The sequence below is a fragment of the Streptomyces sp. NPDC041713 genome (genome assembly GCF_055591085.1).
This window is the reverse complement of sequence record NZ_JBVIZY010000025.1, coordinates 1-15,566: the sequence shown is the minus strand read 5'-3', so window position 1 is coordinate 15,566 and position 15,566 is coordinate 1. Positions and strand designations below refer to the sequence as shown.

Below are 15,566 nucleotides of genomic sequence, written 5' to 3'. Positions count from 1 at the left end.
GTCCCGGCCCTCCCCGGCCCGTGCCCCCTCCCGGCCCTCTCCGGCCCGTGCCCCCCTCCCGGCCCTCTCCGGCCCGTGCCCCCCTCCCGGCCCGTCCCCCCGGCCCGTGCCCCTTGGTCCTGGTCCGGCCGCCCGGCTTGCCCCCGGTCCGCTCCCCGGCTCGTTCCTCGCTGGGTGTGCCCTTCTCGCCTGCTGGGGTCGCTCAGGTGCGGGGGCGGCGTGGGTTGTCCGGGGGAGGAGGTGGGGGTGGTGGTGGCGGAGGCCAGTCGCCCGTGCGGGCTCGGCGGCGGTTCGGTGGGGGCGGAGGTACCAGCGGGCCCGCCACCGTCGGGGCCCCGGAGGTGTCCTTCGGGGGGCGCAGGTACGGGTTCGTGTCAGGGTTCGGCGGCCGGTGCGGGGTACCTGGGCGGTACGGGCCGGCTCCGGGGGGCCCGGCACTGGCAGACCCGGGGCCAGCGGGCTCGGCACCGGCTGACCCGGGGCCAGCAGACCCGGCACCGGCAGACCCGGGCCTGGCGGGCTCGGCACCGTAAGCCCGCTCACCAGAAGCCCCGGCCCCAGAAGCCCCCGCGCCCGCACCGTAAGCCCCGCCCCCGTAAGCCCCACCCCCAGAAGCCCCACCCTCAGAAGCCCCGCCTCCCGGTGCCCCCACCCCACCGCCCCACGCCCCCGCGGACGCCCCCGCGGACGGCACCCCGGACGCACCGGGCACCCCCACCCCCGCCAAGGCCCCCGGGCCCGCCCCCGCGCCCGTCCCCGCCGCCCCCGCGGCACACGCCAGCAGCGCCCCCGTCACCCCCGCCCCGAACCCCCACGCCGCCCCCAACAGCGCCGCAGGCACCAGGCGGCCGTGCAGTTCGATGCCCGCGCCGAACGCGTCGAAGCCCAGTACGGAGAGCGACGCGTCCGCGGACACCCCGGTCAGCCATGCCATCAGGGGGAGCCCCGCCGCCGTCGCCGCCCCGAGGCGCACCCCGCACCGGCCCGCGAATCCGACGACGGACACCCCATCCCGTACCCAGGGAGTCCGCACCGCCGTCAGCACCCCGGCGAACAACATCATCGTCGCCGCGGCGACGCCCAACAGCCAGACCCTGCCGTCGAGTTCGGCCAGCCTGCCGAGCGTGAGCGCCCGGTCGGACGGGCCGGTCAGGAGGTCGTCCACCGGATCCGGCAGAAACCGCGCGAGCGCCCCCGTGGCCCGGCCGTCCCACGGCACGAAGAGCCCCACGGGAATGCCGAGCCACACCCCGTTCGGCGCTCCGAGCAGGGCCGCGCCCGCGATCCGCTGGGGATGGTCGTCGCCGACCATCGCGTACGCCGCCGCCGCGAGCCCCGCGGCGACCGCCAGCAGCACCGCCGCGACCAGCGCGGACACCGCGGGCCGCACCACCCGGTGCAGCCACCCCAGGGCGGCCGGCAACGGCGTACGACGGGACGCGAGCAGCGCGACGAGCAGCACCCCCGCCGCCCACACCGCCCCGCCCAGCAGCGTCGGCGCGGTGTCCACCGTGAAACCGACGGACGCCTTCGCCTTCGCCAGGTCCCCGAGCCGGTCGGGCAGGAGCCCGCCGATGTCACCGAGCCCGCCCGGCAGCTTGTCCCCGATCCCGCCCGGCAGCCGGTCGACGCCCTTCTCGATCCCCTTGTCGATGCCGAGCCGCTCACCGTCGATCGTGATGAGGTCGTGACCGGCCCAGGCGAGCCCCGCGAGCATCGCCACGAAGAGGGCGATCACCGCGCCGGCGCGGGCGAGGAGTTCGGCCGGCTCGATCACGGCCCCGGCCGCCCGCAGCGAGCGCAGGAAGAAGTGCGCGAGGAGCAGCGCGCCCACCAGGCCCACGCCGAGTGGCGCGATATCGATCGTCGTGGCGGTCTCGACGCCGTCGAGGCCGAACGCCGAGACGTCGCCGGACGGCGTGACGGAGCCGCCCGCGCCCAGCGCGACGGTCGCCGCCGTCATCGGCCCGAGCGAACCCACCGCGTCGGCGCCGAGCAGATGCAGCCCGAGGGCGGCCGTCCCCGCCATGCCGACGAGCGCCCAACTCACCGCCGCGACCGCGGAGAGCAGCACATCGCCCCACCGCACGCCCCGACCTTCACGTTTGTGCTCGCCGGCCGTCATGAGGACCCCCCGAACCACAGTGCGCCACCCCATCGCCACTGCGCAGACGTCCCCTGCGTATCCCGCAACTCATACGCCTAAAACGGACGATGAGCGCCATGAGCGCGATGGGCGAAATGCGCCCGATGCGCATGATCCGTATGCACTGATGGGTGCTTACCACTCTCCGGGGTGATATCTGCCCCGTCAACGGGGCAACCCGTCACGCCCGTACGCAGTCTTCACAAGGCCCGACTTTCGGTCAGAGCCCTCCGCCTGAAATAGTTCCTCCCGATGTTCGACATCCCTAGACTCCCCATCGATGGGGGCTAGCTCGGGGGACAACTCACGTGGGGCATGGAGTGCCGGAACTCGTACTGGAATTGAATGGCAGGACCTGGACGCTGGACGCGTCCAGGCCGTACACCCTCGGACGTGATCCGCAGGGGGATATCTCGCTCGACGACGCCAGGGTCTCCTGGCGGCACGCGTCGATCAGCTGGAGCGGGCGCAGTTGGGTCATTGAGGACCACGGCAGCACCAACGGCACCTTCGTGCAGGGGCAGCGCATCCACCAGATGGAGATCGGCCCGGGCACGGCCGTCCACCTCGGCAACGCGACCGACGGCCCCCTGGTGAACGTATCCGGCAGCGCCGCCGCCGTCTCCGCACCGCAGCACGCGCAGCAGCAGGCCGCGCCGCAGCACGCGCCCCAGCAGCACCAGCAGCAGTACCAGCACCAGGCCCCGTACCAGGCGCCGCAGCAGGGCTGGCCGCAACAGCAGGCACCACAGCACCAGGCACCGCACCAGCAGGCGCCGCAGCACCAGCACCAGCCCCAGCAGCAGCACCAGTCACACGTGCCGCAGCAGCAGGGCGGCGGTCCGTCCGAGCAGTACGCACAGAAGACACCGGGTTCCGGCGGCGTCGCGGGGGCCCCGCCGGTCTACGGTGACCGCAGCCCGACCACGTTCCACCAGCTGGCACTCGGCCGCAAGATGCGCATCGGCCGCGCCCTGGAGAACGAGCTCGTCGTCTCCGACCTGCAGGTCTCGCGCCACCACGCCGAGTTCACGGCGACGCCGGACGGCCGCTTCGAGCTCCACGACCTCGGCTCGCACAACGGCACGTACGTCAACGGCCAGCCGATCGCGAAGTCCTCCACGGTCCTGATCGGCCCGAACGACATCGTCGGTGTCGGCCACTCGACCTTCCGCCTCGTCGGCGGACAGCTCGAGGAGTTCGTCGACACCGGTGACGTCTCCTTCTCGGCTCGCCACCTCACGGTCACCGTCGACGGCGGCAAGCAGATCCTCAAGGACGTCTCCTTCGGCGTCCCCGAGAAGTCGCTCATCGCGGTCATCGGACCCTCGGGTTCCGGCAAGTCCACCCTGCTCAAGGCGCTCACCGGCTACCGGCCCGCCAACCAGGGCGACGTGCTCTACGACAACCGCAACCTGTACAAGCAGTTCGCCGAGCTGCGTCAGCGCATCGGTCTGGTCCCGCAGGACGACATCCTGCACAAGGAGCTGACCGTCAAGAAGGCCCTCAAGTACGCGGCCAAGCTGCGCTTCCCCGCGGACACCACCGAGGCCGAGCGCGAGTCCCGCATCGACGAGGTGCTGCGCGAGCTCAAGCTGGACATCCACAAGGAGAAGAAGGTCACCTCCCTCTCCGGTGGCCAGCGCAAGCGCGTGTCGGTCGCCCTGGAGCTGCTCACCAAGCCCTCGCTGATCTTCCTGGACGAGCCGACCTCCGGCCTCGACCCGGGCATGGACCGCGACGTCATGCAGCTGCTGCGCGGCCTCGCCGACGACGGCCGTACGGTCCTCGTCGTCACGCACTCGGTCGCCGAGCTGGCGATCTGCGACAAGCTCCTGGTGATGGCGCCGGGCGGCTCGGTGGCGTACTTCGGCCCGCCCGAGGAAGCCCTCAACTTCTTCGGCTACAGCACCTGGGCCGACGTCTTCTCCGCCTTCGAGAACTACCGCGACTACGACTGGGCGGGCCGCTGGAAGGGCTCGCAGCACTACCAGATGTACGCCGCGGACATCGACGCCGTCGCCGCGCAGTCCGTACAGATGCCGCCGCCCCAGGCGGTGAAGCCGCCGAAGCCGCAGGGCTGGGGCTCACAGCTGTGGACCCTGATCCGCCGCTACACCTCGGTGATCGCCTCCGACAAGGGCTTCATGGGCCTGATGGTGATCCTGCCCGCGGTCCTCGGCATCGTCAGCGTCGTGATCCCCGCCGACTTCGGCCTCGCGCCACCGAAGCCGCCGGTCAAGTTCAACGGCGACGCCGGCACCATCATGCTGATCCTCGCGGTCGGCATGTGCTTCTCGGGCGCCGCCAACTCCGTACGTGAGCTGATCAAGGAACGGGTCATCTACGAACGGGAACGGGCCACCGGCCTCTCCCGCTCGGCGTACCTGATGTCCAAGGTCATCGTCCTCGGCGTCATCACGGCCATCCAGGGCGTCATCATCTGCGGCATCGGCTTCGCCCCGCGCGAGCTGCCCGCAGAGGGCCTGATCATGCCGCCGGCCGTGGAGATCTGCCTGACGATCATCGCCCTCGGCTTCACCTCGATGATGTTCGGCCTGGTCATCTCCTCGCTGGTGAAGACCGCCGAGAAGACCATGCCGCTGCTGGTCATGTTCGCGATCGTCCAGGTCGTCTTCACCGGCGTCCTCTTCCAGATCTACGGCTCGCCCGGCCTGGAGCAGTTCGCCTGGCTGATGCCGTCCCGCTGGGCCATCGCCGGCGCCGGCGCCACGCTCGACCTGGCGCACCTCATGCCGCCGTGGGACCCGAAGAAGCCGGGCGACCTCGACCCGCTGTGGGAGCACTCGGTCGGCCAGTGGGGCCTCAACATCACGGTCCTGATCGTGCTCGGCGTCATCTGCGGCTTCGCGGTCGCGCGCCTGCTGCGCCGCCACGAGCCGGAGGTCATGCGCAAGTAAGCGCCGCGGGCCCCTGAGGGCGCTCGGGGCACACGACAAGGGCGGCACCCCGCACGGGGTGCCGCCCTTCGGCGTCCATGGGCCTCAGCTTCGGCTGAAGAGGTCCCGTTGATCAGGCGATCAAGGCTCAGTAGGCGCTGTTCACGTTGTCCATCGACCCGTAGCGGTCGGCGGCGTAGTTGGCCGCGGCCGTGATGTTGGCGACCGGGTCGTAGATGTTCGTGGACGTGCCGTCGACGTGGTAGGCGTCGAACGTCGGCTTGATGACCTGGAGCAGACCGATCGACGGGGTGCCGTTGATGGCGTTGATGTCCCAGCCGTTCACGGCCTGCGGGTTGCCCGCGGACTCACGGATGATGTTGCGGTGCAGGCCCTCGTAGGAGCCGGGGATGCCCTTGGACTTCATGATGTCCAGGGACTGGCGGATCCAGCCGTCGAGGTTGTTGCTGTAGACGGGCTTGCGGGCGGCGGCGCGGCTGGCGGCCTCCTTGGCCTTGCGCTCGTCCTCGGCCTTCTTCTTCGCGGCGGCCTCGTCGGCCGCCTTCTTGGCGTCCTTGGCCTGCTTGTCCGCGTTGGACTGCTGCTTGGCGACGCCGGCGTGCACCGCCTGCCGGGCGTCGGTCGACGCGGCGAACGCCACGGGGGAGACGTCGGTGGTGGCCTGGGTGGAGGCCTCGGAGTTGCCCGGCACGAGGGAGAACGCGAGGGCAGCGGCGCCGAGCGTGGCGACACCGGCGATCGAGAACTTCTGGGCCTTGCTCACGGGGGCGTGACTGAGCCCGTACAGGTGCTGCTTGGACATGCGAGTGGGACCTCTTCGAATAGCGGAGGTCGCTCTGGTCCGGAGGGGACAGGTTCTTCGTTCCGGCACAAACGCCGCGGTGGTCAGTTCCGCGGCGCCGAGCGACGGGAGCAATTCTTAGCGGGCGCAAAATTCTGAGGCAAAGCTGTGACGTACGATGCCGGGTAGTGGATCAGGGGGGCGGTGCAGGCCCCCAGCAGGGTCGGACAGCCCGTACATAAAGGAAAACCTCCTCCACTAGGGGTCTTCGTACGTGACGTGGGTCCTATGCGCGGGCTCACATCGGTCCCGTAACAGTCTCACCGTGAGTTGCCGAAGCAACGCTCTCCGTGACGACTCGGTGTGTCGCCCTCGCGCCGCCTTCCGCGCCCCGCGCGCGGCCGCGGTCCGGGACCATCGGCCTAGGCCTCGGGGCCTAGCCGGCGGCCTCCACAGGTCGGATACGTGCCGTCACACCCCGCCGGTACGGTGTGACCATGAGTCAAGGACCCCGATCCGGCCTGACCGCGGTGAGCTCCGCGCTCCTCGCCATGAGCAGGCACCTGGAGGTGCGCGACGTCCTCAAGACGATCGTCGCCTCCGCCCGCGAGCTGCTCGACGCCGAGTACGCCGCGCTCGGGGTCCCCGACGACCACGGGGGCTTCGCCCAGTTCGTCGTCGACGGCGTCAGCGAGGACCAGTGGAAGGCCATCGGCCCGCTGCCCCGGCAGCACGGCATCCTCGCCTCGATGCTGCAGAAGGGCGAGACCGTCCGCCTCGGTGACGTGCGGGAGGACCCCCGCTTCGGCGGCTGGCCCGCCGCCCACCCGGAGATGTCGGACTTCCTCGGCGTGCCCATCCACTCCGACGGCGAGACGCTCGGCGCGCTCTTCCTCGCCAACAAGAACTGCCCCAAGCCACAAGGCGGTTGCGGCTTCACCGAGGACGACGCGGACCTCCTCTCCATCCTCGCCCAGCACGCCGCCATCGCCCTCACCAACGCCCGCCTGTACGAGCGCAGTCGCGAGCTGACCATCGCCGAGGAGCGCTCGCGCCTCGCCCACGAACTGCACGACGCCGTCAGCCAGAAGCTCTTCTCGCTGCGCCTGACGGCACAGGCCGCCACCGCCTTGGTGGATCGCGACCCGTCCCGGGCCAAGGGCGAGCTGCAGCAGGTGGCGGTGCTCGCCGCCGAGGCGGCGGACGAACTGCGCGCCGCCGTCGTGGAGTTGCGCCCCGCGGCCCTCGACGAGGACGGCCTGGTGGCCACGTTGCGCACCCACATCCAGGTGCTGCACCGGGCGCACTCCGCACAGGTCACCTTCGAGAGCAACGGCGTGCGGGCGCTGCCGGCCTCGCAGGAGGAGGCCATGCTGCGGGTCGCCCAGGAGGCCCTGCACAACGCCCTGCGCCACTCCGGCGCGGAGCACGTCGCCGTCACGCTGGACAAGCGCGGCGCCGGAGCCGCGCTCCGCGTCACCGACGACGGCAGCGGCTTCGACCCGAAGGGCGTACGGAGCGCGGGACGGCATCTGGGCCTGGTCTCCATGCGGGATCGCGCGAGCGGGGTCGGCGGACGGCTGACCGTGGAATCGGAGCCCGGCAAGGGCACCACGATCGAGATGGAGGTTCCCGGTGGCTGACGCTGTGCTCAACGCGCGGACAGGGATCCGTGTGCTGCTGGTCGACGACCACCAGGTGGTCCGCCGGGGATTGCGTACGTTCCTGGAGATCCAGGAGGACATCGACGTCGTCGGCGAGGCGTCGGACGGCGCCGAAGGCGTCGCCAGGGCCGAGGAGTTGAAGCCGGACGTCGTCCTGATGGACGTCAAGATGCCCGGCATGGACGGCGTCGAGGCGCTGCGCAAGCTCCGCGAGCTGGCCAACCCCGCGCGCGTCCTCATCGTCACCAGCTTCACCGAGCAGCGCACGGTCGTCCCGGCCCTGCGCGCCGGCGCCGCGGGATACGTCTACAAGGACGTCGACCCCGACGCCCTCGCCGGCGCCATCCGCTCCGTGCACGCGGGCCACGTCCTGCTCCAGCCGGAGGTGGCGGGCGCCCTGCTGTCCCAGGAGGAGGCGGGCGCGGGCCAGGGCCGCGGCGGCTCGCTCACCGAGCGCGAGCGCGAGGTCCTCGGCCTCATCGCCGACGGCCGCTCCAACCGCGAGATCGCCCGCGCCCTCGTCCTCTCCGAGAAGACGGTCAAGACCCACGTGTCGAACATCCTGATGAAGCTGGACCTCGCCGACCGCACCCAGGCCGCGCTCTGGGCCGTACGCCATGGAGTGGCCGGCTGATCCGGCCGTCGGCGGCCCCTTCTCCTCCGGCGGACCCTTCTCCTCCGGCCGTCGTTCATCCGGACTGAGATTCATACCGTCGTGTAATTGTCCCCCACTTGGCGTATCCATCGCGACGCCGGGGCGTTCTCCAGTGCGTGCTGCGGCGATCGACCGCAGCTGCTCAGGAGGAAGACAGAAGTGAAGAACCTGAAGAAGGCAGCCGCCGTCACGATGGTCGCCGGTGGACTGGTCGCGGCCGGTGCCGGCATGGCCTCCGCCACCCACGGCGGCGCGCACGCCGACGGTGCCGCCACGCACTCGCCCGGTGTCGTCGCCGGCAACCTGATCCAGGCCCCGGTCCACATCCCGGTGAACGCCTGCGGCAACACCGTCACCGTCATCGGCGCCCTGAACCCGGCCTTCGGGAACGTCTGCGCGAACGTCTGATCGCACCCCGCGATCCACCGGCCGCGTCCGCACGACGCACGCGACCGGTTCCGCGGCCGGCCCCGCGCCACGTCCACGGCAGGGCCGGCCCGCGTTCACCGCATCCCAGCGCGCCGCGCACTCTTCCGACCCGTTACCCGGGTCGCCCTGTCTGCAGGAGGAGCACTCCCATGAACAGCATCGCCAAGAAGGCCGCCGTGGCCGTCGTCGCCGCCGGACTCGCCGCGGGCGCCTCCGCCGGCGTCGCGTCCGCCACCTCCGACGCCCAGGCCAACGGCGCGGCCACCAAGTCGCCCGGCGTCGGCTCCGGCAACCTCGTCCAGGTGCCGGTGCACGTCCCGGTCAACATCACCGGCAACAGCGTGAACGTCATCGGCCTGCTGAACCCGGCCTTCGGTAACGCCACCGTGAACCACTGACCCACCCCGGGCCCCGCGGACCCCTGTCCCGCGGGGCCCGGCCCCGCCGGCCACCCCGCCCCGGCCCCGGCCCGCGCTCAGCGCCCGCGCTCGCGCTCCTCCACATACGCGTTGAACGCGGCCACCTGCGCCCGACGCGCGGTCCGCTCCACGGGGCGCAGGGCTTCGACCCGCGCTGCCATCTCCGAGGCGCTCACCGCCCCGCCGTGCCCGTTCTCGTACGCGAGGGAGATCAGCAGCCCGACCCGCTGCGCCAGCTCCAACACCCGTACCGCACGCGGCGGATAGCCCGGCGCGAGCACCTCGCGCCCCCGCTCCGCCCGCGCCCGGTACGCGTCGAGCGCCGCCTCCGCGACCGGACCCGACCCCGCCACATCCAGCCGGGACAGGACCTCCGTCGCCTCCCGCAGCGCCTCCGCGAGCTCCCGCTCGGACTCGCCCAGCGAGGGCACATCGGCGGGCGGCGCCTCCCGCACCGGCAGACAGTGCCAGACGACCTCCACGTGGACGTCGCCGTCCGGGCCCGCCTCGTACACCTCGGGCACGAGCCCGTACGGCGCGCCGAACCCGACGACGGCCTCCTCCGCCTCCAGGGCGCGGGCGTTGAACTCCGGCGGGCCGCTCAGGCCGAGCGGATGCCCCGGTGCGGGCAGCGCCACCCGCAGACCGGTCACCCCCAGCGAGCGCAGCCGCCCCATGGCGAGCGTGAGCCCCACAGGGCCCGACTCACCGGGGAGTCCTTCGACCCGGTGCACCGCGTCCTCGCCGACCATCGCGAGCACCGCGTCATCCGGGGAAACAAGTCCGGCCAAAAGGGCGTTTCCCCATGCGGCCAGACGTCCTGAGCGTGGTTCCGAGAGCATGCACACAGCCTAAGGACCGGCCTCGCGACAGGAACGCCCGACCGGTGGCGTAGGTTTTATCCGGGGGCCGCGTCCACCGACGCGAGCGACGACCGAGACTGCAATGGGAGACAGCGCGCTCATGAGCGATGTACTGGAGCTTGAGGACGTATCTGTGGTCCGCGAGGGCCGGGCTCTGGTGGACCAGGTCTCCTGGTCGGTGAAGGAGGGCGAGCGCTGGGTCATCCTCGGCCCGAACGGCGCGGGCAAGACCACCCTCCTCAACCTCGCCTCCAGCTACCTCTTCCCGAGCACCGGCGCCGCCACCATCCTCGGCGAGACCCTCGGCAGGCCCGGCACCGACGTCTTCGAACTCCGCCCCCGCATCGGCGTCGCCGGCATCGCGATGGCCGAGAAGCTCCCCAAGCGCCAGACCGTCCTGCAGACCGTCCTCACCGCGGCGTACGGCATGACCGCCGGCTGGCACGAGGACTACGAGGACGTCGACGAGCAGCGCGCCCGCGCCTTCCTCGACCGCCTCGGCATGAGCGACTACCTGGACCGCAGGTTCGGCACCCTCTCCGAGGGCGAGCGCAAGCGCACCCTGATCGCCCGCGCCCTGATGACCGACCCCGAGCTGCTCCTCCTGGACGAGCCGGCCGCCGGTCTCGACCTCGGCGGCCGCGAGGACCTCGTCCGCCGCCTCGGCCGCCTCGCCCGCGACCCGATCGCCCCCTCGATGATCATGGTCACGCACCATGTCGAGGAGATCGCGCCCGGCTTCACGCACGTCCTCATGATCCGCCAGGGCAAGGTCCTCGCCGCGGGCCCGCTGGAGCTGGAGCTGACCTCCCGCAACCTCTCCCTCTGCTTCGGCCTCCCGCTCGTCGTCGAGCAGCGCAACGACCGCTGGACCGCGACGGGCCTTCCGCTCAGCTGATCGGCGCCCTGTCCCGCAGGGGACCGGCAGTCCTACCATGGCGGTGTGGACATCGACGCATGGGTGTGGTGGCTGATCGGCGCCGCCGCGCTCGGAATCCCGCTCGTACTGACCGCGATGCCCGAGTTCGGCATGCTGGCCGTGGGCGCCGTCGCGGCCTCCGTGACCGCCGGCTTCTTCGGCGGCGGCACGGTGCTGCAGGTCGTGGTCTTCGCCGCGGTCTCGGTCGCCCTCATCGGAGTCGTACGGCCGGTCGCCGCCCGGCACCGCACCCAGCGCCCCGAACTGGCCACCGGCGTCGACGCGTTGAAGGGCAGATCCGCCGTCGTCGTGGAGCGCGTCGACGGCAGGGGCGGCCGCATCAAGCTCGCCGGCGAGATCTGGTCGGCCCGCGCACTCGACACCGACCAGGCCTACGAGGCGGGCCAGGCGGTGGACGTCGTCGAGATCGACGGAGCGACGGCCGTCGTCATGTGAATGCCCCACGAGCGGTACGACGTTCTGACAGACTCGATCAGCAAGATCTTTGAGATCCCGCGGACAACTTCCGAGTCATGAAGGGTACGGGGAGCCACGATGGAACCCATCATCATCGTCCTGATCATCCTGGTGGTGCTGGTCTTCATCGCCCTGATCAAGACGATCCAGGTCATCCCACAGGCCAGCGCGGCCATCGTCGAGCGCTTCGGCCGCTACACACGGACGCTCAACGCGGGCCTGAACATCGTCGTCCCGTTCATCGACTCGATCCGCAATCGCATCGACCTCCGTGAGCAGGTCGTCCCCTTCCCGCCCCAACCGGTGATCACCCAGGACAACCTCGTGGTGAACATCGACACCGTCATCTACTACCAGGTGACCGACGCCCGCGCCGCGACGTACGAAGTGGCCAGCTACATCCAGGCGATCGAGCAGCTCACCGTCACCACCCTGCGCAACATCATCGGCGGCATGGACCTGGAGAGGACCCTGACCTCCCGCGAGGAGATCAACGCGGCCCTGCGCGGCGTCCTCGACGAGGCCACCGGCAAGTGGGGCATCCGCGTCAACCGCGTGGAGCTCAAGGCGATCGAGCCGCCGACCTCCATCCAGGACTCGATGGAGAAGCAGATGCGCGCCGACCGCGACAAGCGCGCCGCGATCCTCCAGGCCGAAGGTGTCCGGCAGTCGGAGATCCTCCGCGCCGAAGGCGAGAAGCAGTCCGCGATCCTGCGCGCCGAGGGTGAGGCCAAGGCCGCGGCCCTGCGCGCCGAGGGCGAGGCCCAGGCGATCCGTACGGTCTTCGAGTCCATCCACGCGGGCGACCCGGACCAGAAGCTCCTCTCCTACCAGTACCTCCAGATGCTGCCGAAGATCGCCGAGGGCGACGCGAACAAGCTCTGGATCGTCCCCAGCGAGATCGGCGACGCGCTCAAGGGCCTGGGCGGCGCGCTCGGCAACTTCGGCCCCATGGGCGGCGGTTCGGGCACCCCGTCGGGCAAGGAGCGCCGCGAACAGCCGACGATCGACTGACGAGCCCCATCAGGGGCGCGGGGGGACTGCGCGACCAGCCGGGAACGGCCCGCGGCCAAAGATGTCAGGCCGCGGGCTGCGCCAGCCACTCGGGCAATGAGGCCAACTCGTCCCGCCCGAGCGCCAAGAGCATCGCGTCCGCGGGCGTCGGCTCGAACGGCTGCCGCAGCAACGGCATCCCCGCCTCGTCCGGCGTCCGGTTCGCTTTGCGGTGGTTGTCCAGGGCGCACGACGCCACCGTGTTCAGCCAGGAGTCCGCGCCGCCCTGCGACCGCGGCACCACATGGTCCACGGTCGTCGCCCGCCGGCCGCAGTACGCGCACCGGTGCCGGTCCCGGACCAGCACACCCCGCCTCGACCACGGAGCCTGTCTTCGGAACGGCACCCGGACGTATCTGCAGAGCCTGATCACCCGCGGTACGGGAATGTCGATCGCGGCGGCGCGCACCCGGAGCCCGGGGTGGGCGTGCTCGACCACGGCCTTGTCCTGGAGCACCAGAACGACGGCCCGGTTGAGCGACACCGTCGAGAGCGGCTCGAAGCTCGCGTTCAGCACCAGCGTGTCCCGCATCAACCTGCCCACCTCCCGTATGCACCGGCCCACCGCCTGGCGGGCTGGGATCAACTCTGGCCGGGCACGCCGAGATGGACAACGCAATAAAAAATGCCCGCCCCTGATCACTTCCATGACCAGAGGCGGGCAAACAATCGGTGAACGGTCAGTTCACATCCCGCTCAGCTCTCCGCGGGAGCGGCGTACTCGGCGATCACCTGCGCACGCGCGAGCGTGTGGAACCGGAGGTTGAAGCCGACGAACGCGGGAGCGGCGTCCGAGTCGGGGCCCAGCTTCTCCTGGTCCACCGCGTACACCGTGAACACATAGCGGTGCGCACGGTCGCCGGGCGGCGGCGCCGCACCGCCGAAGTCCTTCGTCCCGAAGTCGTTGCGCACCTGCACCGCGCCCTCGGGCAGCCCCTTGAACGCGCCGCTCCCGGCACCGCCCGGCAGCTCGGTCACCGAGACCGGGATGTCGAAGACGGTCCAGTGCCAGAACCCGCTGCCCGTCGGGGCGTCCGGGTCGAAGCACGTCACGGCGAAGCTCTTGGTCTCCGGCGGAAAGCCCTCCCACCGCAGCTGCGGCGAGGTGTTCCCGGCCGCGTAGACCTGCGCGTCCTGCAGGACCGCACCCGGCTCGAAGTCGTCGCTCACCACCGTGAACGACGGCACGGACGGGTGGAAGTCATGGGGAAGCGGCGGCCTCTTGAGCTCGGTCACGTCGGCACCTCCTGGTTGATTGCGGGTCCTCGCTGATCGTCTCCGAGCCTAGAACCAGTTGCGCTTGCTGCCGACCTGGGACAGCCACTCGTTCAGGTACGCCGCCCAGTCCGTGCCCTGGAAGTCGTTCAGCCCCACCTTGAACGAGCGGAAGGAGTCGCTGCCCTCGCTGAACAGGCCCGGCTTCTTGTCCATCTCCAGGACGACGTCCATCTCGCGGTCGTCCGCGACGAAGCTCAGCTCGACCTGGTTGAGCCCGCGGTACTGCTGCGGCGGGAAGAACTCGATCTCCTGGTAGAACGGCAGCTTCTGCCGCGTGCCGCGGATGTGACCACGCTCCATGTCCGCGCTCTTGAAGCGGAAGCCCAGCTGGATGAAGGCGTCGAGGATGGCCTGCTGCGCCGGCAGCGGGTGCACGTTGATCGGGTCGAGGTCGCTGGAGTCCACCGCGCGGGCGATCTCCAGCTCGGTGGTCACGCCGATGTTCATGCCGCGCAGCTGCTGCCCGTCGATGCTCGTGACCGGCGTCTCCCAGGGGATCTCCAGGCTGAACGGCACCGCGTGCACCTGGCCGGACTGCAGCGTGAACGCGCCGCCGAGCCGCACCTTGGTGAACTCGATGTCCTGCTTGGTCTCCTGGTCGTTCCCCTCGACCTCCACGCGGGCCTGCAGCCCGACGGAGAGCCCCTCGATCTGCTGGTCCACCGACCCGCCCTGGATGCGCACCTCACCCTGGACCACACCGCCCGGGACGACGTTCACCTCGGTCAGCACGGTCTCGACCGAAGCACCGCCGGCACCCATGCTCGCGAGCAGCTTCTTGAACCCCATGACTCTCCTCCCCAGGCCGCCGCCTGTGGTTCGTCTCGACGTGAATCTTCGATCGGTACAAACGCGAGGGGACCGCGCCCGGTTCCGCCCCGTCACCCTCAGAAGCGGGTGACCCGAAGGCCACCCGCGTTTGCGGACCACCTGTACTACGCTCGTACGGCATGATCGTGGCCCCTGACCGTACGCCCCTGACCCGTGACTTCTTCGACCGCCCTGTACTGGAGGTCGCGCCGGACCTGCTCGGCAGAATCCTCGTGCGCGACTCGGCGGAGGGGCCGATAGAGGTCCGCCTGACGGAGGTCGAGGCGTACGCGGGTGAGGTGGACCCCGGCTCCCACGCGTATCGCGGCCGCACGGCACGCAACAGCGTCATGTTCGGACCGGGCGGACACATGTACGTCTACTTCACGTACGGCATGTGGCACTGCATGAACCTGGTCTGCGGTCCCGAGGGCAAGGCCGGCGCGGTGCTGCTGCGCGCGGGGGAGGTCACGGTGGGCGCCGACCTGGCCCGCACCCGACGACTCTCGGCCCGCAACGACAGGGAACTGGCCAAAGGCCCGGCCCGCCTCGCCACCGCCCTCGACGTGGACCGCCGGCTCGACGGCAGCGACGTCTGCGGCGACCCGGACTCCCCGTTCACCGTGCTGACGGGCTCGGCCACCCCCTCCGACCAGGTGATGAGCGGACCGCGCACCGGAGTGGGGGGTGAGGGCGGCGTCCACCCGTGGCGCTTCTGGACGGCCAACGACCCTACGGTGAGCCCTTATCGGGCCCATACGCCCCGGCGTCGACGAACTTGACGCGCCCTGGGGGGATCCGTAATGTAGTCCGAGCCGTTGAGCCGGGTACGACAATCTGTCGGCAGCCGGAAGCGGCCAACCACTACCTAACGACTTCCCCTCGGCGGGGGCTTATTCGGCGTGTCCGCATGCCTGAATTCGAACTCGCGGAACTCGATTATGAGTTGCGGAGGGAATCCGCTAACGTAGTGAACACGCCGAAAGGCAAAGGCCCTCCAACGGCCACCGGAAATGAAATCCGAACCGGAAACGGAACGGAAAACGGATCTGGTAAGGTTGGAAACACGAAATACCGAAGGGAAGCGCCCGGAGGAAAGCCCCAGAGAATGTTCTGCGGGTGAGTACAAAGGAAGCGTCCGTTCCTTGAGA

At 70.7% G+C, this 15,566-nt stretch carries 15 protein-coding genes; 9 read left to right on the top strand and 6 right to left on the bottom strand.

Going from position 1 to position 15,566, the window contains the following annotated elements:
• Positions 1-202: 202 nt before the first annotated feature.
• Complete coding sequence (locus ACZ6CV_RS36805) at positions 203-2,125, bottom strand: streptophobe family protein (protein WP_469256218.1); 1,923 nt, start codon at positions 2,123-2,125, stop codon at positions 203-205.
• Positions 2,126-2,466: 341 nt separating this feature from the next.
• Between ACZ6CV_RS36805 and ACZ6CV_RS36800 the strand changes: the two genes are divergently transcribed.
• Positions 2,467-5,067 carry an ABC transporter ATP-binding protein/permease gene (locus tag ACZ6CV_RS36800; RefSeq protein WP_469256216.1) on the top strand — a complete coding sequence of 867 codons (2,601 nt, stop codon included), beginning with the start codon at positions 2,467-2,469 and terminating at the stop codon, positions 5,065-5,067.
• A 127-nt stretch (positions 5,068-5,194) separates the two neighbouring features.
• Here ACZ6CV_RS36800 and ACZ6CV_RS36795 read toward each other — a convergent pair whose 3' ends face one another.
• Positions 5,195-5,869 (bottom strand): transglycosylase SLT domain-containing protein, encoded by a 675-nt coding sequence (locus tag ACZ6CV_RS36795; RefSeq protein ID WP_362376692.1) that lies wholly within the window; start codon positions 5,867-5,869, stop codon positions 5,195-5,197.
• Positions 5,870-6,345: 476 nt separating this feature from the next.
• On the opposite strand from ACZ6CV_RS36795, the gene ACZ6CV_RS36790 reads away from it, so the two are divergent.
• From ACZ6CV_RS36790 to ACZ6CV_RS36775, 4 genes are all read left to right on the top strand, one after another.
• Complete coding sequence (locus ACZ6CV_RS36790) at positions 6,346-7,491, top strand: GAF domain-containing sensor histidine kinase (RefSeq protein ID WP_469256213.1); 1,146 nt, start codon at positions 6,346-6,348, stop codon at positions 7,489-7,491.
• Positions 7,484-8,146 carry a response regulator transcription factor gene (locus ACZ6CV_RS36785; RefSeq protein WP_362376689.1) on the top strand — a complete coding sequence of 221 codons (663 nt, stop codon included), beginning with the start codon at positions 7,484-7,486 and terminating at the stop codon, positions 8,144-8,146. Before ACZ6CV_RS36790 ends, ACZ6CV_RS36785 begins: the two co-directional genes overlap by 8 nt.
• Before the next feature lie 180 nt (positions 8,147-8,326).
• Positions 8,327-8,575: a chaplin gene (locus ACZ6CV_RS36780; RefSeq protein ID WP_355818819.1), complete on the top strand. Its 249-nt coding sequence runs from the start codon at positions 8,327-8,329 to the stop codon at positions 8,573-8,575.
• 170 nt (positions 8,576-8,745) lie between these two features.
• A complete protein-coding gene (locus ACZ6CV_RS36775) occupies positions 8,746-8,994 on the top strand; it encodes a chaplin (protein ID WP_355818822.1) in 249 nt (82 codons plus the stop codon).
• Between the two features lie 77 nt (positions 8,995-9,071).
• Here the strand turns inward: ACZ6CV_RS36775 and ACZ6CV_RS36770 are convergent, their stop codons facing one another.
• A complete protein-coding gene (locus ACZ6CV_RS36770) occupies positions 9,072-9,857 on the bottom strand; it encodes a hypothetical protein (RefSeq protein ID WP_469256211.1) in 786 nt (261 codons plus the stop codon).
• 121 nt (positions 9,858-9,978) lie between these two features.
• Here ACZ6CV_RS36770 and ACZ6CV_RS36765 point away from each other — a divergent pair, with 121 nt between their 5' ends.
• From ACZ6CV_RS36765 to ACZ6CV_RS36755, 3 genes are all read left to right on the top strand, one after another.
• Positions 9,979-10,776 (top strand): ABC transporter ATP-binding protein, encoded by a 798-nt coding sequence (locus ACZ6CV_RS36765; protein ID WP_355818827.1) that lies wholly within the window; start codon positions 9,979-9,981, stop codon positions 10,774-10,776.
• Between the two features lie 45 nt (positions 10,777-10,821).
• Entirely contained in the window at positions 10,822-11,253 is a 432-nt protein-coding gene (locus tag ACZ6CV_RS36760) for an NfeD family protein (RefSeq protein WP_362376685.1), read from the top strand.
• Between the two features lie 99 nt (positions 11,254-11,352).
• Positions 11,353-12,288 (top strand): SPFH domain-containing protein, encoded by a 936-nt coding sequence (locus ACZ6CV_RS36755; RefSeq protein ID WP_469256208.1) that lies wholly within the window; start codon positions 11,353-11,355, stop codon positions 12,286-12,288.
• A 64-nt stretch (positions 12,289-12,352) separates the two neighbouring features.
• On the opposite strand, the gene ACZ6CV_RS36750 is transcribed toward ACZ6CV_RS36755, so the two are convergent.
• From ACZ6CV_RS36750 to ACZ6CV_RS36740, 3 genes are all read right to left on the bottom strand, one after another.
• A complete protein-coding gene (locus ACZ6CV_RS36750; protein WP_355818838.1) occupies positions 12,353-12,859 on the bottom strand; it encodes an HNH endonuclease in 507 nt (168 codons plus the stop codon).
• 164 nt (positions 12,860-13,023) lie between these two features.
• Positions 13,024-13,563, bottom strand: a complete 540-nt coding sequence (locus ACZ6CV_RS36745) for a YbhB/YbcL family Raf kinase inhibitor-like protein (protein WP_469256206.1) — start codon at positions 13,561-13,563, stop codon at positions 13,024-13,026.
• Positions 13,564-13,611: 48 nt separating this feature from the next.
• Positions 13,612-14,394, bottom strand: a complete 783-nt coding sequence (locus ACZ6CV_RS36740; protein WP_355818844.1) for a sporulation protein — start codon at positions 14,392-14,394, stop codon at positions 13,612-13,614.
• A 161-nt stretch (positions 14,395-14,555) separates the two neighbouring features.
• Between ACZ6CV_RS36740 and ACZ6CV_RS36735 the strand changes: the two genes are divergently transcribed.
• On the top strand, positions 14,556-15,197 hold the full coding sequence (locus tag ACZ6CV_RS36735; RefSeq protein ID WP_355818847.1) for a DNA-3-methyladenine glycosylase: 642 nt from the start codon (positions 14,556-14,558) through the stop codon (positions 15,195-15,197).
• Positions 15,198-15,566: the final 369 nt, after the last annotated feature.